Source organism: Streptomyces gamaensis (genome assembly GCF_042656465.1).
Classification (GTDB): domain Bacteria; phylum Actinomycetota; class Actinomycetes; order Streptomycetales; family Streptomycetaceae; genus Streptomyces; species Streptomyces gamaensis.
Window position 1 is genome coordinate 1 of the sequence record NZ_JBHSPB010000038.1, and the last position, 21,943, is coordinate 21,943.

Annotated in this window: 17 protein-coding genes and 1 riboswitch; of the genes, 13 read left to right on the top strand and 4 right to left on the bottom strand. The window is 74.3% G+C overall.

The features are described 5' to 3' along the window. Both ACFP1Z_RS32530 and ACFP1Z_RS32535 read left to right on the top strand, forming a co-directional pair. Window positions 1-409 (top strand): methionine adenosyltransferase domain-containing protein (locus ACFP1Z_RS32530; RefSeq protein ID WP_390321483.1); only part of this gene is annotated, 409 nt, incomplete at its 5' end. 250 nt (window positions 410-659) lie between these two features. Next, window positions 660-2,816 (top strand): primosomal protein N', encoded by a 2,157-nt coding sequence (locus tag ACFP1Z_RS32535; protein WP_390321485.1) that lies wholly within the window; start codon window positions 660-662, stop codon window positions 2,814-2,816. A 744-nt stretch (window positions 2,817-3,560) separates the two neighbouring features. Here ACFP1Z_RS32535 and ACFP1Z_RS32540 read toward each other — a convergent pair. After that, complete coding sequence (locus ACFP1Z_RS32540; protein ID WP_390321488.1) at window positions 3,561-4,067, bottom strand: hypothetical protein; 507 nt, start codon at window positions 4,065-4,067, stop codon at window positions 3,561-3,563. 339 nt (window positions 4,068-4,406) lie between these two features. On the opposite strand from ACFP1Z_RS32540, the gene fmt reads away from it, so the two are divergent. The 9 genes from fmt to ACFP1Z_RS32585 all read left to right on the top strand — a co-directional run bounded on the left by fmt (window position 4,407) and on the right by ACFP1Z_RS32585 (window position 15,668). Next, on the top strand, window positions 4,407-5,342 hold the full coding sequence (fmt, locus tag ACFP1Z_RS32545; protein WP_390321490.1) for a methionyl-tRNA formyltransferase: 936 nt from the start codon (window positions 4,407-4,409) through the stop codon (window positions 5,340-5,342). 65 nt (window positions 5,343-5,407) lie between these two features. Then, window positions 5,408-6,841 carry an RsmB/NOP family class I SAM-dependent RNA methyltransferase gene (locus ACFP1Z_RS32550; RefSeq protein ID WP_390321492.1) on the top strand — a complete coding sequence of 478 codons (1,434 nt, stop codon included), beginning with the start codon at window positions 5,408-5,410 and terminating at the stop codon, window positions 6,839-6,841. 104 nt (window positions 6,842-6,945) lie between these two features. After that, the gene (gene rpe, locus ACFP1Z_RS32555; protein WP_390321494.1) at window positions 6,946-7,632 is read left to right on the top strand and encodes a ribulose-phosphate 3-epimerase; all 687 of its coding nucleotides are present in this window, start codon (window positions 6,946-6,948) and stop codon (window positions 7,630-7,632) included. Between the two features lie 148 nt (window positions 7,633-7,780). After that, window positions 7,781-8,770, top strand: coding sequence for a sugar-binding transcriptional regulator (locus tag ACFP1Z_RS32560; RefSeq protein ID WP_390321496.1), 990 nt, complete (start codon window positions 7,781-7,783; stop codon window positions 8,768-8,770). Window positions 8,771-9,078: 308 nt separating this feature from the next. After that, complete coding sequence (locus ACFP1Z_RS32565; protein ID WP_390321498.1) at window positions 9,079-10,521, top strand: GuaB1 family IMP dehydrogenase-related protein; 1,443 nt, start codon at window positions 9,079-9,081, stop codon at window positions 10,519-10,521. A 384-nt stretch (window positions 10,522-10,905) separates the two neighbouring features. Beyond that, window positions 10,906-12,402: an amino acid permease gene (locus ACFP1Z_RS32570; protein WP_390321501.1), complete on the top strand. Its 1,497-nt coding sequence runs from the start codon at window positions 10,906-10,908 to the stop codon at window positions 12,400-12,402. Between the two features lie 19 nt (window positions 12,403-12,421). After that, window positions 12,422-12,877 (top strand): Lrp/AsnC family transcriptional regulator, encoded by a 456-nt coding sequence (locus ACFP1Z_RS32575; RefSeq protein ID WP_126913291.1) that lies wholly within the window; start codon window positions 12,422-12,424, stop codon window positions 12,875-12,877. Between the two features lie 216 nt (window positions 12,878-13,093). After that, window positions 13,094-13,894, top strand: coding sequence for a carbon-nitrogen hydrolase family protein (locus ACFP1Z_RS32580; protein WP_390321504.1), 801 nt, complete (start codon window positions 13,094-13,096; stop codon window positions 13,892-13,894). 73 nt (window positions 13,895-13,967) lie between these two features. Beyond that, window positions 13,968-15,668, top strand: coding sequence for a flavin monoamine oxidase family protein (locus tag ACFP1Z_RS32585; RefSeq protein WP_390321506.1), 1,701 nt, complete (start codon window positions 13,968-13,970; stop codon window positions 15,666-15,668). Window positions 15,669-15,710: 42 nt separating this feature from the next. Here ACFP1Z_RS32585 and ACFP1Z_RS32590 read toward each other — a convergent pair whose 3' ends face one another. Continuing rightward, window positions 15,711-16,442 carry a DUF5995 family protein gene (locus ACFP1Z_RS32590; protein ID WP_390321508.1) on the bottom strand — a complete coding sequence of 244 codons (732 nt, stop codon included), beginning with the start codon at window positions 16,440-16,442 and terminating at the stop codon, window positions 15,711-15,713. Window positions 16,443-16,697: 255 nt separating this feature from the next. Further along, window positions 16,698-18,122 carry a uracil-xanthine permease family protein gene (locus ACFP1Z_RS32595; RefSeq protein ID WP_390321511.1) on the bottom strand — a complete coding sequence of 475 codons (1,425 nt, stop codon included), beginning with the start codon at window positions 18,120-18,122 and terminating at the stop codon, window positions 16,698-16,700. A gap of 232 nt (window positions 18,123-18,354) precedes the next feature. On the opposite strand from ACFP1Z_RS32595, the gene ACFP1Z_RS32600 reads away from it, so the two are divergent. Then, complete coding sequence (locus ACFP1Z_RS32600) at window positions 18,355-18,954, top strand: hypothetical protein (protein WP_390321514.1); 600 nt, start codon at window positions 18,355-18,357, stop codon at window positions 18,952-18,954. Window positions 18,955-19,003: 49 nt separating this feature from the next. Here ACFP1Z_RS32600 and ACFP1Z_RS32605 read toward each other — a convergent pair whose 3' ends face one another. Next, window positions 19,004-20,332, bottom strand: coding sequence for an MFS transporter (locus ACFP1Z_RS32605; RefSeq protein ID WP_390321516.1), 1,329 nt, complete (start codon window positions 20,330-20,332; stop codon window positions 19,004-19,006). A 191-nt stretch (window positions 20,333-20,523) separates the two neighbouring features. After that, window positions 20,524-20,654: riboswitch (FMN riboswitch) on the top strand. Window positions 20,655-20,837: 183 nt separating this feature from the next. On the opposite strand from ACFP1Z_RS32605, the gene ribD reads away from it, so the two are divergent. Beyond that, complete coding sequence (gene ribD, locus ACFP1Z_RS32610) at window positions 20,838-21,941, top strand: bifunctional diaminohydroxyphosphoribosylaminopyrimidine deaminase/5-amino-6-(5-phosphoribosylamino)uracil reductase RibD (protein WP_390321518.1); 1,104 nt, start codon at window positions 20,838-20,840, stop codon at window positions 21,939-21,941. Window positions 21,942-21,943: the final 2 nt, after the last annotated feature.

Here is a 21,943-nt window from a genome sequence, read left to right on the forward strand (position 1 = left end):
CACCTACGGCGGTATGGCCCGTCACGGCGGCGGTGCGTTCTCCGGCAAGGACCCGTCCAAGGTGGACCGTTCGGCGGCGTACGCGATGCGCTGGGTCGCGAAGAACGTGGTCGCGGCCGGTCTGGCCGCGCGCTGCGAGGTGCAGGTGGCGTACGCGATCGGCAAGGCCGAGCCGGTGGGTCTGTTCGTGGAGACCTTCGGCACGAACACGGTGGAGACCGAGCGGATCGAGAACGCGGTCTCGGAGGTCTTCGACCTCCGCCCGGCCGCGATCATCCGCGACCTCGACCTGCTGCGCCCGATCTACTCCAGGACGGCGGCGTACGGGCACTTCGGGCGTGAGCTGCCGGAGTTCACGTGGGAGCGCACCGACCGCGTCGAGGCACTGAAGAAGGCCGCAGGCCTGTAAGTAAGCCAGTCGCGCTGCGCGCAGCGCGTGTGCGGCCCCGGACCGGTTGTGGTCCGGGGCCGCTGCTGTGCCCCCGGCACGGGGGCCCCGCTTGCTGTCGTGCGTCCTGTTGTTCGTCGAGAACGCCGCTATCCGTGCCGTCTGCGCTGTGCCGGCCCGGGGGCAACCCCCGGACCCCCGGCATGAGGGCCCCGCTTGCTGTTGTCCGTCGGAAACGCCGCTGTCCGTGCCGTCTGCTAAGACTGAAACCGTGAGCAGCGAGAACGGGCAGCCGGGGCCGGAGCGGGCCGCGGTGCCGCCGGGGGGTGAGCAGCTCGCGCTCATCCGCGAGACCGTGCGCAAGGCCAAACCGCCCAAGGCCAGACCCCGCACGTGGCGCGGCGCGCCGCTGGCCGCCGAGCTGCCCGTCGCCCGTGTCCTCGTCGACAAGGGCCCCGTCCACCTCGACCAGCTGTGGCACTACGCCGTGCCCGCCGAGCTCGACGCCGACGCCCAGCCGGGCACCCGGGTACGGGTGCGGTTCGGCGCGGGCACGCGCCAGGTGCGCGAGGGGCGCCGCGAGGGCGGCGGGCTCCTCGACGGATTCATCGTCGAGCGCGTCGCCGAGTCCGACTACCGGGGCCCGCTGGCCGCGATAGCCCAGGTGCTCTCGCCCGAGCCCGTGCTGGGCCCCGCCCTGCTGGCGCTGTGCCGTTCCGTCGCCGACCGCTACGCGGGCTCGCTCGCCGACGTGCTGCAGCTGGCCGTACCGCCCCGGCACGCCCGTATCGAGGCCGAGTCCTCTCCCCGGCCGCTCCCGCCGCCTCCCGTGCCGGAGCCCGGCAGCTGGTCCCGCTATCCGACGGGCCCGGCCTTCCTCGACGCCGTCGCCCGCGGCGACGCCCCGCGCGCCGTGTGGACCGCCCTGCCCGGCCCGCACTGGCCGCAGGAGCTGGCGCGGGCCGCGGCAGCCGCCCTGGCCTCCGGGCGCGGTGCGCTGATCGTCGTCCCGGACGGACGGGCCGCCGCCCGCGTGGACGACGCCCTCACCGCCCTGCTCGGGGCGGGCCGGCACGTGCTGCTGACGGCCGAGCTCGGGCCGGAGGAGCGCTACCGCCGCTGGCTCGCGGTCAACCGGGGCGCGGTACGGGCCGTCGTCGGCACCCGCGCCGCGATGTTCGCGCCCGTGCGCGACCTCGGTCTCGTCGCCGTCTGGGACGACGGGGACTCCAGCCACAGCACCCCGCAGGCCCCGCACCCGCACGCGCGCGAGGTGCTGGTCTCCCGGGCCCTGGCCGAGAAGGCGGCCTTCCTGCTCGGCGGCTTCGGCTGCACCGTGGAGGCGGCCCGGCTCGTCGCCACCGGCTGGGCGCTGCCGCTGGCCGCGCCCCGCGAGGTGCTGCGTACGTGCGCGCCCCGCGTCCGTACCGTGGGGGAGGCGGACGAGGCGCGCGACGCCGCCGCGCGGGCCGCCCGGCTGCCCTCCGTCGCCTGGGAGACCGCCCGCGAGGGCCTGCGGCACGGGCCCGTCCTCGTCCAGGTGCCGCGCCGCGGCTACGCCCCCCGGCTGGCCTGCGAGCGCTGCCGCGAGCCGGCCCGGTGCGGGCACTGCGCCGGGCCCCTGGAGGCGCCCGGGCCCGATGCCCCGCTGCGCTGTGGCTGGTGCGGGCGCGAGCGGGCCGACTGGTACTGCGCCGGGTGCGGCGGCGGCCGGCTGCGCGCGCGGATCGTGGGAGCCCGCCGCACGGCGGAGGAACTGGGCCGGGCCTTCCCGTCCGTGCCCGTGCGCACCTCGGGACGCGATCATGTCCTGGCCACCGTCCCGGACAGCCCCGCGATCGTCGTCTCCACGCCCGGCGCCGAACCGGCCGCCGAGGGCGGCTACGCGGCCGCCCTGCTCCTGGACGGCTGGGCCCTGCTGGGCTTCCCGGACCTGCGTGCCGAGGAGGAGGCGCTGCGCCGCTGGCTGGGTGCGGCCGCGCTGGTGCGCGGACGGGAGGCGGGCGGCACCGTGGTCGTCGTCGCCGAGTCTTCGCTGCGCCCCGTCCAGGCGCTGGTGCGCTGGGATCCCGCCGGGCACGCGCGCCGGGAGCTGGCCGACCGGGCCGAGCTGGGCTTCCCCCCGGTGTCCCGGATGGCGTCCGTCGCGGGCCCCCCGCAGGACGTCGCCGCGTTCCTCGCGACGGCCGAACTGCCGCCGGACGCCGAGGTGTTGGGCCCCGTACCGCTGCCGGTGCCCCGGCCCGGCCGGCCCCGCCGCCCCGGTGGTCCCCCGCCGGGGGAGCAGTGGGACCGGGCGCTGCTGCGCGTACCCCCGGGCCGCGGGGCCGCGCTGGCCACGGCGCTCAAGACGGCCCAGGCGACCCGGCTGGCCCGCCGCGAGGGCGAGCCGGTCGCGCTGTGGGTCGACCCCCTGGACATCGGCTGACGGGCGCCCGCGCGCCCGTCCAGGTCGTCGGATCGGGGTACACGTGCCGCCTGCGGGGTGGCGTCCGGCACGGGTGGGATGCGGGCCCCGCGGGCCGGGCGCGTGACGCGGGACGGCATCGGACCGCAGGGCCCGTTCCGCCGCCGGACGCCGACCGTATGCCGACCGCACGGCGCGGACGTGGCCCGGACTCCCGGGCGGGTGGCGGACGGTCGGGGCGACTCCTGCGGCTCGGAGCGGTACCGGCCCTCGCAGCCCGTTCCGCCGCCGTGCGCCGACCGTACGCCGATCGCACGGCGCGGACGTGGCCGGAACTCCCGGACGAGTGGCGGGCGGTCGGGGCGATTCGAGCGGCGCGCGGCCTGGAGCGGTACGGGCTCTTGCGGCCCGTTTCCGCCGCCGTGCCCGACCGCGCGCCGACCGCACGGCGCGGACGCTCCCGGACTCCCGGACGGCTGGGGGTGATTCCCGCGCTGCGCGGCCTGGAGCGGTACCAGCCGTCGGGGCCCGTTCCGCCGCCGGACGCCGACCGTATGCCGACCGCACGGCGCGGACGTGGCCCGGACTCCCGGACGGCTGTGGGCGATTCCCGCGGCGCGTAGCCCGGAGCGGTATCCGCCCTCGCGGCCGGCCGCGAAGTCGCCGGCCCGGTCGGGCAGCCGGCGAGGCTGCCGGTTTTCCGGGGCGCGGAGGTGCGCCTCACATGCCGTGGCCGGCAGGGGCGTTGGCGCCCGGCCCGGAGGGCTACCCGTTGCGTGGGCCCGGGAAGGCCGGGGGGCGGGGCTCGTCGCGGTGGGCGGGGGCCGGGCGGTCGGTGACGCTGCGGGCCGCCGGGACGACCGGGACCGCCGGGGCCTCCGCGGTCCGTACCCCGTCCGCGCCGTCCGCCGTGCTCTGCCCGCCCGCGCGGCGCGCCCCGTACCGCCGGTGCACCGCCTGCTTGGTGACGCCGAGCGCCGATCCCACCGCGTCCCACGAGAAGCCCAGCGAGCGGTCGAAGTCCACCGCGGCCGTCACCAGCGTCTCGACACTGTCCCGCAACTCCTGTGCCAGGCGGACGGTCGGCGCCGGCGCTCGCCCGTAGACGACGAAGCCCGCGGACGGGCCGGTGCGCCGCGGGCGGTAGACGTTGCCGAGCTGGGCGGTGAGGGTGCGCAGGGCATCCACCTGCCTGCGGACCCGCTCGATGTCCCGGACCAGTAGATGCAGGCTGGCCCGTGCCTGGGCGTCGTGGGTTGCGTGGTCGGCCATGAAGAAGCCTCTCGGACCGGCGGGGTAAAAGGACGGAATATGGCGAGAGTTGACGCGCAATGGAAGCGGGCCGCAGCCTGCGGCCCGGTTCGGTCAATCTCACTTGACCACAACGCGCTACGGGCCGCCGGGTCACGGTATGGGGGCGCACATCCTCCGGAATGAGGCGTGCGACTGCCCGTACGCCCCCTGGGAGGGCCCTCTAGACTGGTGCGCCGTTCCGTCCGGCGTCCGGACGAGCCGGCCGCGCACCGGCCCGGCGCCTTCCGACGCGCCGTCACGACGCGGCACCCGCAGAGCAGAGCGGCACACGCAGAGCAGAGAGGTAGTCCGCCACCCATGAGGCTCGTCTTCGCCGGTACCCCCGAGGTCGCCGTCCCCGCCCTCGACGCCCTGATCGCCTCGGACCGGCACGAGGTCGTCGCCGTGGTCACCCGGCCGGACGCCCCCGCCGGCCGCGGCCGGCGGCTCGTCGCGAGCCCGGTCGCCGAGCGTGCGCAGGAGGCGGGCATCGAGGTGCTCAAGCCCGCCCGCCCGCGCGAGCCCGAGTTCCTCGACCGGCTGCGTGAACTGGCTCCCGACTGCTGCCCGGTCGTCGCCTACGGCGCCCTGCTGCCCAAGGCCGCCCTGGAGATCCCCGCGCACGGCTGGGTCAACCTGCACTTCTCGCTGCTGCCCGCCTGGCGCGGCGCCGCCCCTGTCCAGCACGCCGTGCTCGCGGGCGACGAGGTCACCGGCGCCTCGACCTTCCTCATCGAGGAGGGCCTGGACTCCGGGCCCGTCTACGGGGTGGTCACCGAGCAGGTGCGGCCCACCGACACCAGCGGCGACCTGCTGACCCGGCTCGCCTTCGCGGGCGCCGGACTGCTCGCCGCCACCATGGACGGCATCGAGGACGGCACCCTCAAGGCCGTGCCGCAGCCCGCCGAGGGCATCACGCTCGCCCCGAAGATCGAGGTCGCGGACGCCCGCATCGACTGGGCCGCGCCCGCGCTGCGCGTGGACCGTGTGGTGCGCGGCTGCGCCCCCAGCCCCGGCGCCTGGACCACCTTCCGCGGCGAACGCCTGAAGATCATGTCGGTGGCCCTGACGCCCGACCGCGCGGCCCTGGCCCCCGGCGAGCTCGCCCCCGCCAAGAACTCCGTGCACGCCGGCACCGGCTCCCACGCGGTCGAGCTGCTGTGGGTCCAGCCTCAGGGCAAGAAGCCGATGAAGGCCGCCGACTGGGCCCGGGGTGTGCGTATCGGTGCTGGTGAGAAGCTCGGCGGGGCGTAGGCTTGGTGAGCTCTCCCGGGCCGTGCCCGGGAGCCGTGACCCCTTTCGCAACCGGAGCACCTTTCGTGAACGACCGCGCACGCCGCCGCCCCGCACGCCCCCACCGCAGGCCCAAGAAGGACCCGGTGCGCATCCTCGCCTTCGAGGCGCTGCGGGCCGTCGACGAGCGCGACGCGTACGCGAACCTGGTGCTCCCGCCCCTGCTGCGCAAGGCCCGCGAGCGGGGGGACTTCGACGCCCGCGACGCGGCCCTCGCCACCGAGCTGGTCTACGGCACGCTGCGCCGGCGGGGCACCTACGACGCGATCGTCGCCGCCTGCGTGGACCGGCCGCTGCGCGAGGTGGACCCGCCGGTGCTGGACGTGCTCGGCCTGGGCGCCCACCAGCTGCTCGGGACCCGTATCCCGCCGCACGCGGCCGTCTCCGCCAGCGTCGAGCTGGCGCGCGTGGTCCTCGGCGACGGGCGCGCGAAGTTCGTCAACGCCGTGCTGCGCAGGATCGCCGCCGACGACCTGGAGGGCTGGCTGGAGCGGGTCGCCCCGCCCTACGAGGACGACCCCGAGGAGCACCTCGCCGTCGTCCACTCCCACCCGCGCTGGGTCGTCTCCGCCCTGTGGGACGCGCTCGGCGGCGGCCGCGCCGCCATCGAGGACCTGCTGGCCGCCGACAACGAGCGGCCCGAGGTCACCCTCGTCGCCCGCCCCGGCCGGGCGACGCCCGAGGAACTGCTGACCGCCGCAGGCCAGGACCGCGCCCGGGCCGGCCGCTGGTCGCCGTACGCGGTGCGGCTCGCCGAGGGCGGCGACCCCGGGGCGCTGGACGCGGTGCGCGAGGGCCGGGCGGGCGTCCAGGACGAGGGCAGCCAGCTCGTCGCGCTCGCCCTGGCGAACGCCCCCCTGGACGGGCCCGACGCCCGCTGGCTCGACGGCTGCGCCGGCCCCGGCGGCAAGGCGGCGCTGCTCGGCGCGCTCGCCGCGCGGCGCGGAGCCGCGCTGCTGGCCTCCGAGAAGCAGCCGCACCGTGCCCGGCTCGTCGCCCGGGCGCTGGCCGGCAACCCCGGCCCGTACCAGGTGATCGCCGCCGACGGCACCCGCCCGCCGTGGCGGCCCGGCTCCTTCGACCGGGTCCTCGTCGACGTGCCCTGCTCGGGCCTCGGCGCCCTGCGCCGCCGCCCCGAGGCCCGCTGGCGCCGCCGCCCCGAGGACGTGTCCGGCTTCGCGACGCTCCAACGCGGGCTGCTGCGCGAGGCGTTGGCGGCCGTGCGGGTCGGCGGTGTCGTCGGCTACGCGACGTGCTCGCCGCATCCGGCGGAGACGCGGGTCGTCGTGGACGACGTGCTGCGGGGACGCGGCGGGCCCGCGCCGCAGGCGGAGTGGATCGACGCGCGTCCCCTCATGCCGGGGGTTCCCTCCCTGGGCGAGGGCCCGGACGTGCAGCTGTGGCCGCACGTGCACGGGACGGACGCGATGTACCTGGCGCTGCTGCGGCGTACGGGCTGAGGCCCTCGGCCGTCGACGGCCGGTCCGCCGGGACCGGGGAGGCCGGGCACCACCGGTGCCGCCCCACGTCAAGCGCATCCCGAGTGGCATGGCAGGCTTGTCGCATGGCAGTGCAGATCAACCCCAGCATCCTCTCCGCCGACTTCGCCCGTCTCGCCGACGAGGCGCGGGCGGTCAAGGGCGCCGACTGGCTCCACGTCGACGTCATGGACAACCACTTCGTGCCCAACCTCACCCTGGGCGTGCCGGTCGTCGAGTCGCTGAGCCGGGCCACGGACACCCCGCTGGACTGCCATCTGATGATCGAGGACCCGGACCGCTGGGCGCCGCAGTACGTCGAGGCCGGCGCCGGGTCGGTGACCTTCCACGCGGAGGCGGCCGCCGCGCCCGTGCGGCTGGCGCGGGAGATCCGGGCCAAGGGCGCCCGCGCCTCGATGGCGCTCAGGCCGGCGACGCCGATCGAGCCGTACGAGGACCTGCTGCCCGAGCTGGACATGCTGCTGATCATGACGGTGGAGCCCGGCTTCGGCGGCCAGGCCTTCCTGGACATCATGCTGCCGAAGATCCGCCGCACCCGGGAGCTCATCGACCGGCACGGGCTGCAGCTGTGGCTGCAGGTCGACGGCGGGGTCTCGGAGCGGACCATCGAGCGCTGCGCCGAGGCCGGCGCGGACGTCTTCGTGGCGGGCTCCGCCGTCTACGGTAGCCAGGACCCGGCGGCCGCCGTACGCTCCCTGCGCGCGCAGGCGGAGCGGGCCACGGCCACCGCGGCCCGGCCCTGCGCGCACTGACGCCGTGCCCGGCACTCGCCCGAAATGCTGAGGGCGCAGGCCGGGGTCTGATCAAGGACCGCCGTTTCTGACAGGATGACGGTGGAGTCCACAGCACGAACACAGAAGTGAGGGGACCGTGGTGTCGACGGGCCGTTCAGCCACACCGATGGGGCCCGCCGAGCTGGTGCAGGCGGCGGCCATGGCTCGCCGTTTCTATCTTGAGGGCAAGTCGAAGATCCAGATCGCCGAGGAGTTCGGCGTCAGCCGCTTCAAGGTCGCGCGGGTGCTGGAGAGCGCCCTGGAGCGGGATCTGGTGCGGATCGAGATCCGGGTGCCCGCCGAGCTGGACGCGGAGCGCTCCGACGCGCTGCGCTCGCGCTACGGTCTGCGGCACGCCGTCGTCGTCGAGTCCCCGGCGGACGCCGCCGAGGACGCGCCCGACCCGGAGAACCTCGGCGAGGTGGCGGCGGACCTGCTCGGCGAGCTGGTGCACGAGGGCGATGTGCTGGGGCTGGCCTGGGGCCGTTCGACCATCCACATGGCGGCCGCCCTGCACCGGCTGCCGCCGTGCACGGTCGTCCAGCTCACCGGGGTCTACGACGCGGGCACGGCCGAGCGCGGCTCGGTGGAGGCCGTGCGCAGGGCGGCGCAGGTCTCCGGCGGCGAGGCGCACCCGATCTACGCGCCGATGCTGCTGCCCGACTCGGCGACCGCCGCCGCGCTGCGCGGCCAGACCGGCATCGCCCGCGCCTTCGAGTACTTCGACAAGGTCACCGTCGCCGCCGTCTCCATCGGCTCCTGGGAGCCGGGCATCTCGACGGTCTACGACATGCTCGACGAGGAGGAGCGCGCGCACTACGCGTCGCTGGGCGCCGCCGCGGAGATGTCCGCGCACCTCTTCGCGGCCGACGGCCGCCGCATCGGCCGGGACCTGGGGGAGCGCTGCATCACCGTCGAGGCCGACCGGCTGCGCCGGATACCGGAGGTCGTGGCGATCGCCGGCGGCCAGCGCAAGGCGGCGGCGATCGGCGCCGTGCTGCGCTCGGGGCTCGTGACGAGCCTGGTGACGGACACCGCCGCCGCCGACTATCTGCTGACGGAGACGGGCCCCGGTCCACGCCCCGCGCTGGAGCGGGCCGACCCGGACGGCTCCTGAGCCCGGCGGTCCCGACAGCGGGGTGAGCGGCTGGGGCCGGGCGGCGGTCGTACGCGTACGACCGCCGCCCGGCCCCAGCCGTTTCCGCTGCCCCGTCCCCGGATGTGGCCGAAGGACCGAAGGTGTCTGGCCGAACGTACAGAGATCACCGACAGAGCCGGTCAAAAGGTACAGAATGCCGCTTCGATTCCCCACGGAGCGGCGACATCATGGATGATGGGTCCAGGAGCCACAGCCCGGTCCGGCCACGGTTCTGCGCTGACTCCCACCCGCTCAGCAGGTCGAAACCGCAGGTGAGAGAGTTAGCAATGCGTTTCCTCAACGACCAGAAGCCGCCGTACGACCTCACGTACGACGACGTGTTCATGGTGCCGAGCCGCTCCGCGGTCGGTTCCCGCCAGGGCGTCGATCTGTCCTCCCAGGACGGTACGGGCACCACCATCCCGCTCGTGGTCGCCAACATGACCGCGATCGCCGGCCGCCGCATGGCCGAGACGGTCGCCCGCCGCGGCGGCCTCGTGGTCATCCCCCAGGACATCCCGATCGAGGTCGTCACCGACGTCATCTCCTGGGTCAAGACCCGCCACCACGTGCTGGACACCCCGATCGTCCTCACGCCCACCCAGACCGTCGCGGACGCGCTGTCCCTGCTGCCCAAGCGGGCGCACGGCGCGGGTGTCGTCGTCGACGCCGACCACCGCCCCGTCGGCGTGGTCACCGAGCACGACCTGACCGGCGTGGACCGCTTCACCCAGCTGTCCGAGGTCATGTCCAAGGAGCTGCTCCTCCTCGACGCCGGCATCGACCCCCGCGAGGCCTTCAACCAGCTCGACGCCGCCCACCGCAAGCTCGCCCCCGCCGTCGACGCGGACGGCCGGCTCGTGGGCATCCTCACCCGCAAGGGCGCCCTGCGCGCGACCCTGTACAAGCCCGCCGTCGACGGCGAGGGCAAGCTGCGCATCGCCGCCGCCGTCGGCATCAACGGCGACGTCGCCGGCAAGGCCAAGGCCCTGCTGGAGGCCGGTGCCGACACGATCGTCGTGGACACCGCGCACGGTCACCAGGAAGGCATGATCGCCGCGGTCAAGGCGGTCCGGTCGCTGGACCCGAGCGTCCCGATCGTCGCGGGCAACATCGTCGCCGCCGAGGGCGTGCGCGACCTCATCGAGGCCGGCGCGGACATCATCAAGGTCGGTGTGGGCCCCGGCGCCATGTGCACCACCCGCATGATGACCGGCGTGGGCCGCCCGCAGTTCTCCGCCGTCCTGGAGTGCGCCGCCGAGGCGAAGAAGTACGGCAAGCACGTGTGGGCCGACGGCGGCGTCCGGCACCCGCGCGACGTGGCCATGGCGCTGGCCGCCGGCGCGTCCAACGTCATGATCGGCTCCTGGTTCGCCGGGACCTACGAGTCCCCGGGCGACCTGCAGCAGACCGCCGACGGCCGGCTGTACAAGGAGAGCTTCGGCATGGCCTCCGCGCGCGCCGTGCGCAACCGCACCTCCGAGGAGTCCGCCTACGACCGCGCCCGCAAGGCGCTGTTCGAGGAGGGCATCTCCACCTCGCGCATGTTCCTCGACCCGGCCCGTCCGGGCGTCGAGGACCTGATCGACTCGATCATCGCCGGTGTCCGCTCCTCCTGCACCTACGCGGGCGCCGGCTCCCTGGAGGAGTTCGCCGAGCGCGCCGTCGTCGGTGTCCAGAGCGCCGCCGGCTACGCCGAGGGCAAGCCGCTGCACGCCAGCTGGCAGTAACCGGCCGGGCGGCGCGAGCCGCCTCCGTTTCCCGCGGGGCGCGGGCCTGAGCTTCAGGCCCGCGCCCCGTTCTTCGTGTCCCGGCCGGATTCCGGTTCGCTCCGGCACGGCGTGCCCGGATGTACCGATTCATGACCTGACGTGCAACGATCGCCCGTTGATGACCCCCCTGCGCAACGTTCGTACGCGCATACGCAAGAATGGTGCATTACGAGCGCAGGTTTCCACCTCGTAAGGTCTGCGCTAGTACGTGGAGTGGCGGGAACCGCTGGCTCGGCGGTTTCTTTCGCTACGGGTGGCCCCGGCTCGGGCCGGCGCCCCGGCGCGAGCCGTCACTGCCGGTACCGCCCCTCACAGGCCGGCAGCGACGAATGGAGCCACCCAGTGTTGGACAACGGCACAGCGCCCCCCGCCGCGGGCAAGCGCGGGCGGGGCGGGCGGCCCGGCAGCGGCCCCGGCTCCGGGGTCATGCGGCGCAAGCCGGTCGAGCTCCTGGTCGCCGAGGGCGGCCAGGGCGAGGGCGGCACACTGCGCCGCTCCCTCGGCATGTGGCAGCTGACGATGATCAGCATCGGGGCGACGCTCGGCACCGGCATCTTCGTCGTGCTCGGCACGGCCGTGCCCAAGGCGGGCCCCGCCGTGATCGTCTCCTTCGTCATCGCCGGGCTCACCGCGCTGTTCTCCGCCCTGTCCTACGCGGAGCTCGCCGGCACCATCCCGGTCTCCGGCTCCTCCTACTCCTACGCCTACGCGACCCTCGGCGAGCTCGTCGCCTGGGTGTGCGGCTGGTGTCTGATCCTGGAGTACGGCGTCTCGGTCGCGGCCGTCGCCGTCGGCTGGGGCCAGTACCTCAACGAACTCCTCGACGGCACGATCGGGGTCACCATCCCCGACTGGCTCGCCCAGCCCCCCGGCGACGGCGGCCTGTTCAACCTGCCCGCGCTGATCGTCGTCCTGCTGTGCATGGCCTTCCTGCTGGGCGGTGCCAAGGAGAGCGCCCGCGCCAACACCGTCATGGTCGTGGTGAAGATCGCGGCACTGCTGCTGTTCTGCGCCGTCGCCTTCCAGGGCATCAAGGCCGGCAACTACAAGCCGTTCATGCCGCTCGGCATCGCGGGCATGAGCTCCGCGGGCGCCTCGCTGTTCTTCTCCTACATCGGCTTCGACGCCGCCTCCACGGCCGGCGAGGAGGCCAAGAACGCCCAGCGCGACCTGCCGCGCGCCATCATGCTCTCGCTGATCATCGTCACCGCCCTGTACTGCCTGGTCGCGGCCGTGGCCGTCGGCGCGATGCCCTGGCAGAAGTTCGAGGGCACCGAGGCGGCACTCGCCGGGATCATGAAGGACGTCACCGGACAGGGCTTCTGGGCCGTCCTGCTCGCCGCCGGCGCCGTCATCGCGATCGCCAGCGTCGTGCTCACCGTGCTCTACGGGCAGACCCGCATCCTCTTCGCGATGGCCCGCGACGGCCTGGTGCCCAAGGTCTTCGCCAAGGTGCACGCCAAGAGCGGGGTGCCGCGCGCCAACACCCTCATCGTCTCCGCGTTCTGCGGCATCCTCGCCGCCGCCGTCCCGCTCGGCCAGCTCGCCGACGCCACCAGCATCGGCACGCTCTTCGCCTTCGCGCTGGTCAACGTGGCCGTCATCGTGCTGCGCCGGACCCGGCCCGACATGAAGCGCGGCTTCCGCGTGCCGCTCAGCCCGATCTTCCCGGGCATCGGCTTCCTGCTGTGCGTGTACATGATGGGCAGCCTCGACGTGATCACCTGGGTGGTGTTCGCGGTCTGGATGGCGGTCGGGCTCGTGATCTACTTCTGGTACGGGAAGAGCCGCTCGCGGCTCGCCCGGGAAGCAGTGCAGGCCCCTGGCAAGACCCCCTAGCAGAAGTGATCCACCCGCAGTGCGACTGAACGAGCTCGACGAACGCATCGTGCACGCCCTGGCCGAGGACGCCAGGCGCTCCTACGCCGACATCGGCGCGGAGATCGGCCTCTCCGCGCCCGCCGTCAAACGGCGCGTCGACCGGCTCCGCGCCGAGGGCGCCATCACCGGGTTCACCGTCCGAGTGGACCCGGCCGCCCTCGGCTGGGAGACCGAGGGCTTCATCGAGCTCTACTGCCGCCGCAACACCTCGCCCGAGGCGATCCACCGCGGCCTGTCGCGCTACCCCGAGGTGGCGTCGGCCTCCACCGTCACCGGGGAGGCCGACGCCATCGTGCAGATCTTCGCCTCCGACATGCGGCACTTCGAGCGGGTCCTGGAACGGATCGCGGGGGAGCCCTTCGTCGAGCGCACCAAGTCGGTGCTCGTCCTCTCCCCGCTGCTGCGCCGCTTCAGCTCCGGCGCCCCCTCCTGACGTACCGGCCCGGACACGGGCCGTATCCGATGCGCGGGTCTCGCGCACGGCTTCCGCGGAACGCGCAACGATCGACCGCCAAACGTCGGAAACACGCAACGATTCGTTCACTCACACGCAATATCCACGCCTTGTCCACCGGAGTTACCGAACCGTACCGTCAAGGCGTCGTAAACGAGCGCCCGTTGGGGCAACGCAAGGTGAACGAGGTCGAGCATGACGCCGCTGCGCATCGCGCTGTTCCAGGGCCCCGCCGGCGTTCCCGCGACCACGGACGCGAGCCTGGCCGCCCTCGACGCCGCCGCCCGCCGGGCCGCCGCCGCGGGCGCCCGGCTGCTGCTCACCAATGAGCTCTACCTCACCGGTTACGCCCTCGGCGCGGCCGTGCGCGAGCGCGCCGAGCCCGCCGACGGCCCCGGCGCCCGCGCCGTCGCCCGGATCGCCGCCGAGCACGGCCTGGCCATCGGCCACGGCTACCCCGAGCGCGACGGCGAGCACGTCTTCAACTCCCTGCAGCTGACGGGCCCCGACGGCCGCCACCTCGCGCGCTACCGCAAGACCCACCTCTTCGGCGCCTACGAGACGGCCCACTTCACCCCCGGCGACGCACCCGTGGTGCAGGCCGGACTCGACGGGGTCCGGCTCGGGCTGCTCATCTGCTACGACGTCGAGTTCCCCGAGCCCGTACGGGCGCACGCCCTGGCCGGCACCGAGCTGCTGCTCGCGCCGACCGCGCTCATGCGCCCGTACGAGATCGTCCCGCAGACCCTCGTCCCGGCCCGCGCGTGGGAGAACCAGCTCTACCTCGCCTACGTCAACCGCTGCGGCACGGAAGGGGAGTTCGCCTTCGCCGGGCTGTCCTGCCTCGCCGCGCCCGACGGGACCGTACGGGCGCGCGCGGGCGCCGGCGAGGACCTGCTGGTCGCCGACGTCGACCCCGCCCTCGTCGCCGCCTCGCGCGCCGAGAACACCTATCTGCGCGACCGCCGGCCGGAGCTGTACACCTCGCTCGTGTGAGCCGGGCCGTACGCCCCTGCCGCCCGTTCCGCTGCTTCCTCCAACCCCCTGTGCCCGTAGGAGAGTCCACGCGATGACGTCCATGGTGCCCACCGCCGCCCACGACGAGCAGGAGCCGCCGGCCCTGCCGCCCATCACCATGGTCGGCCCGGACTTCCCCTTCCCCTACGACGACTTCCTCGCCCACCCCGCGGGCCTCGGCCAGATCCCCGCGGCCGAGCACGGCAGCGAGGTCGCGGTCATCGGCGGCGGCCTGTCCGGCATCATCACCGCCTACGAGCTGATGAAGATGGGCCTGAGGCCGGTCGTCTACGAGGCCGACCAAATCGGCGGCAGGCTGCGCACCGTCGGCTTCGACGGCTGCGACCCCTCGCTGACCGCCGAGATGGGAGCGATGCGCTTCCCCCCGAGCTCCACCGCGCTCCAGTACTACATCGACCTGGTCGGCCTGGAGACCAAGCCGTTCCCCAACCCGCTCGCCCCCGACACCCCCTCGACCGTCGTCGACCTCAAGGGACAGAGCCACTACGCGCGGACGATCGACGACCTGCCGCCGGTCTACCGCGAGGTCGCCGAAGCCTGGAACGCCTGTCTGGAGGAGGGAGCCGACTTCTCCGCCATGAACCGGGCCCTGCGCGAGCGCGACGTACCGCGCATCCGCGAGATCTGGGCCCGCCTGGTGGAGAAGCTCGACAACCAGACCTTCTACGGCTTCCTGTGCGACTCGAAGGCCTTCACCTCCTTCCGGCACCGCGAGATCTTCGGCCAGGTCGGCTTCGGCACCGGCGGCTGGGACACCGACTTCCCCAACTCCATCCTGGAGATCCTGCGCGTCGTCTACACCGAGGCCGACGACCACCACCGGGGCATCGTCGGCGGCAGCCAGCAGCTGCCGCTGCGGCTGTGGGAGCGCGAGCCGGACAAGCTCGTGCACTGGCCCGCGGGCACCTCGCTGTCCTCGCTGCACGACGGCGCGCCGCGCCCGGCGGTCACCCGGCTGCACCGTACGGCCGGCAACCGCATCACCGTCACCGACGCGACCGGGGACATCCGCTCCTACCGGGCCGCGGTGTTCACCGCGCAGTCCTGGATGCTGCTGTCGAAGATCCAGTGCGACGACGAGCTGTTCCCCATCGACCACTGGACGGCGATGGAGCGCACCCACTACATGGAGTCGTCCAAGCTGTTCGTGCCGGTCGACCGGCCGTTCTGGCTGGACAAGGACGAGGAGACGGGCCGGGACGTGATGTCGATGACGCTCACCGACCGGATGACGCGCGGCACCTACCTGCTGGACGACGGGCCCGGCAAGCCCGCCGTGATCTGCCTCTCCTACACCTGGTGCGACGACAGCCTCAAGTGGCTGCCGCTGTCGGCGAACGAGCGCATGGAGGTCATGCTCAAGTCGCTCGGCGAGATCTATCCCAAGGTCGACATCCGCAAGCACATCATCGGCAACCCGGTGACGGTCTCCTGGGAGAACGAGCCGTACTTCATGGGCGCGTTCAAGGCGAACCTGCCCGGCCACTACCGCTACCAGCGGCGGCTGTTCACCCACTTCATGCAGGAGCGGCTGCCCGAGGACAAGCGCGGCATCTTCCTCGCCGGCGACGACATCTCCTGGACGGCGGGCTGGGCCGAGGGCGCCGTGCAGACCGCGCTGAACGCCGTGTGGGGCGTCATGCGCCGGTTCGGCGGGACGACGGACGCCGCCAACCCGGGGCCCGGCGACCGCTTCGACGAGCTCGCTCCGGCCGAACTCCCCGAGGACTGACGGTGGTTGCCCCGGGCCGGGGCCGGGCGCCGCCGCCCGGCCTCAGCCCAGGGGCGTCAGCAGACAGCGGCCCACCAGGCCCACACCGGAGTCGATGCGGTCCGCGAACTCCTCGGCCACGTCCGGCTTGTCCTTCAGCGCCCACAGGGTGCGGAACGACGCCCACGCCGCGCCGCGCGCCGCCGCCAGGCTCCACGAACCCACCAGGTGCGTCAGCGGATCGGCGGCGTCCAGCAGGTCGGGCCCCGGCATCAGCTCCTCGCGGACCCGCTCCTCCATGCCGGTCAGCAGCCGGCCGATCCGCTCGAAGTCCGCCTCCAGCACATGGGGTTCGACATCCAGGGCGCGGCAGGTGTCGACGAGGGAGAGCGCGAGGTCGTGGCCGATGTGCGCGTTGATGCCGGCCAGCGCGAACTGCAGGGGCGCCACCGCCGGATGGCCGCGCAGCCGGAACAGCGGCCGCCACGCCGCCGGCGGGCGCTGCCCGGCCGCCACCCGGTCGACGGCGGCCAGATAGCGCCCGGCGAACAGGACGTCCAGCTCGGTCGTCGCCGACCGGTCCGCGAACTCCCCGGCCGCCACCCGCTGCGAGACCTCCTGGGTCACCTGGAGATAGACGCGGTTGAAGACCGCCACCCCGTCCCTCGGGGGCAGGGCCTCCGCCAGGGCGCGCATCCGCGCCAGGACCCGCTCGATCCCGGCGGGCACCGCCTGCCGCCGCTGCTCCGGGGGTGCGCCGTGCTGCGTCTGTCGTGTCGTGCGCGTCGAAGTCATACACACAGGGTGACAGCTGAGTACGGAGCGTAGCGACCCCTGTGGTGCCGGATGACCGGAACGGATGAACCGGCACCGGGCGCCGGTTCGGGCGGGGGGCCGGAACGGCGGGGCTGAGCGGGCTTGGCGAAGTCCGGTGCGGTTCGGGTGACGCCCCGAAGGGACGCGGGGCCTTTGCGGTGTGCGGCTCCGCCGTGTGGGCGCGACCGGCCACGACGCACCCGCAGCCGACGTGCCGGACTTCCAGCGGAGCGCTCAGGCCTCGCGGCGCGCCGTGTCGGGGCCGTCGGTGCCGGCCTCGGCCTCGGCGGCGCTGTCGTAGCCGCTCGTCCCCGCGTCCAGCAGCGGTTCCTGACGCCGCAGATGGGCCGGGGCCAGGGCACGCAGCACGTGGTAGCCGGAGAGCACCACGATCGTGCCGAGCGCGATACCGCTCAGCTCGAAGGTGTCGCTGATCCGCAGCCCGACGCCGCCGATCCCGATGATCACGCCCGCGGCGACCGGCACCAGGTTCAGCGGATTGCGCAGGTCCACCTTGTTGTGCACCCAGATCTGCGCGCCCAGCAGCCCGATCATGCCGTAGAGGATCACGGTGATGCCGCCGAGCACCCCGCCCGGGACGGCCGCGACGACCGCGCCGAACTTCGGGCACAGCCCGAAGAGCAGGGCGAAGCCGGCCGCCGCCCAGTAGGCGGCGGTGGAGTAGACGCGGGTGGCCGCCATGACGCCGATGTTCTCGGAGTAGGTGGTGTTGGCCGGTCCGCCGACCGCGGTGGAGAGCATGGTCGCCGCGCCGTCCGCGGAGATCGCGGTGCCCAGCTGGTCGTCCAGCGGATCGTCGATCATCTCGCCGACGGCCTTGACGTGCCCGGCGTTCTCCGCGATCAGCGCGATGACGACCGGCAGCGCGACGAGCGCCGCCGACCAGCCGAAGCTCGGCGCGTGCAGCGAGGGCAGACCGAACCAGTCGGCCTTCGCCACGCCCGAGAGGTCCAGCCGCCAGTGGTCGACCGCCTCCGTGCCGCCGTTGACCGAGTGGATCTTCCCGAAGACCCGGTCGAAGACCCAGGAGATGCCGTAGCCGAAGAGCAGCCCCAGGAAAATGGCCACGCGGGACCAGAAGCCGCGCAGGCACACCACCGCGAGCCCGGTGAAGAGCATCGTCAGCAGCGCCGTCCACTGGTCCTGCGGCCAGTACGTCCGTGCCGTGACCGGGGCGAGATTGAAGCCGATGAGCATGACCACGGCACCGGTGACCACCGGCGGCATCGCCGCGTGGATGATGCGCGCCCCGAACCGCCGCACCACCAGCCCGGCCAGGAACAGCGCCGCGCCCACCACGAAGATCGCCCCGGTGACGGCCGCGCTGCCGCCGCCCTGGGCCCGGATGATCGCGGCCACGCCCACGAAGGACAGGCTGCACCCCAGATAGCTGGGCACCCGGCCGCGGGTGGCGAGCAGGAAGATCATGGTCGCGACACCCGACATCATGATCGCGAGGTTGGGGTCCAGGCCCATCAGTACCGGGGCCACGAACGAGGCGCCGAACATGGCCACCACGTGCTGGGCGCCCAGCCCCGCGGTGCGCGGCCACGACAGCCGCTCGTCCGGTCTGACCACGGCTCCGGGGGCCGGGGTGCGCCCGTCGCCGTGCAGGGTCCAGCGCACGCCGAGGCCCATGAATGCTCCCAAAACGTCGAGATGTCGAGATTTCGGACCATGCTAAGCCGTCGCGCGGGGTGCCCCGCGCCACCCGGACACCTGCGGAAACCGCCACCGGAGGGCGCGGGGGGCTGCTGCAATCGGCGGAAGTTCTGGTCCGTAGGACTGTATGCCCGGAGGCTGCTGCTGTGTCGCGCCCCATGCGAGGTATGTCTCGCTATGTCCGATTCCTGCAATCCAGGAGACAAGCATGCGTAACCTCGTCGGCCGCACTGCGGCCGCTGCCGTTCTCGCCGCGGTCGCGATCGTCCCCGCCGCCGGACTGGCCCAGGCCGCGCCGTCCTCGCCGGCGCACCAGGCCTGGGACCACGACCACGACCGTGACCGGGACAAGGACCGCGACCGGGACCGGGACAAGGACCGGGACCGGGACCGCGACCGCGACAAGGGCCGCGACCACCGCCGGGACCGCGACTGCGACCACCGCTGGGACCGGGACAAGGACCGGGACCGCGACCGCGACTGCGACCACGACCGCTGGCGGCATCACGAAGGCTGGGGTCACCACCACGACGGGTGGGGCCACCACCACGAGGGCTGGGGCCGTCACCACGACGACTGTGACGAAGGCTGGGGCGGCGGCTGGGGCGGGTGGGGCGGCCACGGCCGTCACCACCGCGGCCACGGCGGCTGGGGCGGCGGCTGGGGTGGCGGCTGCGACGGCGGCTGGGGCGGCGGCTGGGGTGGCTGGGGTGGCTGGGGCGGCGGCTGCGACGGCGGCTGGGGCGGCGGCTGGGGCGGTGGGCACCACCGCCACCACGGCGGCCTCGGGCTCCTCGGCATCCTCTGACCGGCACCTCGTCACCGACGGATGACACGGACCGTACGACGGACCCGGCTCACGGGCCCGCCGTACGGCCCGGCCGTTCCCCCCTCGTTCCGTCTTCCTCCTCTCCTTCCGATCCTTCTCCTTCCGGCTCTTCTCCTTCCGAGCGGTCCCCTTCCGCTCCCACGGCGGCCCCTCGCGGGGCCGCCGTCGCACGGGCCGGGGCACGCAGCACGCCCGCCCCGGCCACCAGACCCGCCGTCAGGGCGGTGACCACCGCGAACGAGACCGGCAGCGAAGCCGCGTCCGCGATCCGGCCGATGACCGTCGGGGCGATCAGCCCGGACGTGTAGACCACCGTCGCCACGGTCGCGATCGACCGCCCCGCGTCCCGCCCGCCGCGCCCCGCCGCCGCGAACGCCAGCGGCACGACCACCGAGACCCCGACGCCGATCAGGGCGAAACCGGCCACGGCCGCCCCGGAGCCGCCGGCCGAGGGGGCCGCGACCACCAGCGCACCGCCCGCCACCGCCAGCAGCCCGCCCGCACGTACGGTCCGTACCGCGCCCAGGCGCCGCACCACCGCGTCCCCCGCGAGCCGCGCCCCCGCCATCGCACAGGAGAAGACCGTCGTGCAGCCCGCCGCGAGCCCCGCCCCCGCGTCCAGCACGTCGCGCAGATAGACCGCCGACCAGTCCAGGCTCGCGCCCTCGGCGAACACCGCGCAGAAACCGACCGCGCCGATCACCAGCACCCCGCGCACGGGCAGCAGCTCACGCGCCCGCCGCCGCGCCCCGGCAGCAGGTACGGGCGCGGGAGCCGGCGGCGGGTCGAGGACCCAGCGGCACACCACCAGCCCCACGGCGGCCAACACCCCGGCCGCCAGGCCGAGATGGAGCCGCGCGTCCAGGCCGGCGTGCGCTGCGGCCGTACCCACCGCCGAACCGGCGAGCGTCCCCACGCACCACATCCCGTGCAGCGACGACATCACCGGCCGCCCCAGCCGCTCCTCGGTCCGTACCCCGAGCGCGTTCATCGCCACATCGGCCGTCCCGGACGTCGCCCCGTAGCAGGCCAGCGCCGCGCACAGGGCGGGCAGGCCGGGGGAGAGGGCCGGCAGCGCGAGTGAGGCGCACCACAGCGCGAGCAGCAGCCGCAGCCCGGCCCGGGACCCCAGCCGCCGCACGACGCGCGAGGCGAAGGGCATCGCGCACGCCGAAGCGAGCGCGGGAAAGGCCAGCGCCAGCCCGAGTTGGCCCGAGGTCAGCCCCAAGCGGTCCTGCAGCCAGGGGATCCGGGTCGCGAAACCGCCGGCGACCGCGCCGTGCACGGCGAAGACGGCCGCCAACGCCCGCCGTGCGCGGGCCAGTTGACGGCCCGTCCCCGTCGCATCGGAGGTCATGGACCGCCATCCTTCCCCAGCGCCCCCGCCCCGGGGAAGGCGGCCGGCGCCGCGTGACGGGCGCCGCACTCCGTCAGATCTCCGTGGACACCGCGCCGCACCTCGGCGTACGCTCGGACTCGTCGGATCTGCAGAGTTCAAGGAATTCGCAGGTCGGACGCCTTGCAGTAGTTGTGAGACCGATTGATCGCAAGCGCACTCCGGGGTCGGTGAAAGTCCGAACCGGCGGTTACAGTCCGCGACCCGACCGCAGCCAGCGGCCGGTTGACCAGGTGAAATTCCTGGACCGACGGTTAAAGTCCGGATGGGAGGCAGTGCGCGGCGGGCGTGTGTCGGTCGCACCGTCCGGCGGCGGCGCTCCCGAAGAAGGGGTGAGCTGTCGGTCAGGGCCCCGCCCGGGCCCCGGTGTACCGCACACACTTCGTGTGTCCCTGGTGACACACCCGTCTTCGTCGTCCCCGTACGACAGCCCCGGAGTCCGTGCCCGAAGAGGCAGGAGGACCCGGTGGCCACCGCGACCGAAGCCGACGCGATGCGGCGCGCCCTCGCGCTCGCCGCCCGCGGCCTTGGCTCGACCAGCCCCAACCCCGTCGTCGGCTGTGTGCTGCTCGACGCCCGGGGCCGGGCCGTCGGCGAGGGCTGGCACCAGCGGGCCGGCGGACCGCACGCCGAAGTCAGCGCCCTGTGCTCCGCCGCCGAAGCCGGCCACGACGTCCGCGGCGGCACCGCCGTCGTCACCCTCGAACCCTGCAACCACACCGGCCGCACCGGCCCCTGCGCCCAGGCGCTCATCGCCGCCGGCGTCGGCCGCGTCGTCTACGCCGTCGCCGACCCGACACCCGCCGCGACCGGCGGGGCGGCCACCCTGGCCGCCGCGGGCATCGACACCGAGGGCGGGTTGCTCGCCGACGAGGCCACCGCCGGCAACATCGCCTGGCTCACCTCCGTCCTGAGCGGCCGCCCCTACGTGTTGTGGAAGTACGCCGCCACCCTCGACGGCCGCAGCGCCGCCGCCGACGGCAGCAGCCGCTGGATCACCTCCGCCGAGTCCCGCGCCGATGTGCACCGGCTGCGCGCCGAGGCCGACGCGGTGATCGTCGGCGCGGGCACCCTGCGCGCCGACGACCCCCATCTGGCCGCCCGCGGCTGGGAGGACGTCAGCCAGCCGCTGCGCGTCGTCGTCGACACCCACGCCACCGTGCGGCCCGGCGCCCGCGTCCTCGACGACGCGGCACCCACGCTGATCGCCGTCGGCGAGGACGCCGACACCACGCACCTGCCCGGCGTCGACATCGTCCGGCTGCCCCACGAGGGCACGGGCCTGGCCGTCGACGCGCTGCTCGCCGAACTCCACCGCCGGGGCGTGCGCTCCGTCCTGCTGGAGGGCGGGCCCGCCCTCGCCGGAGCCTTCGTCGCGGCCGGCGCCGTCGACCGCGTCGTCGGCTATCTCGCGCCCGCCCTGCTCGGCGCGGGCCCCGCCGCCCTCGGCGACGCCGGAATCGCCACCGTCACCGCCGCGCTGCGCCTGGGCATCACCGATGTCACCCGGCTCGGCCCCGACCTGCGCATCACCGCCGCCCCCACCGCCCACGCCCCCGAGGAGAGCTGAAC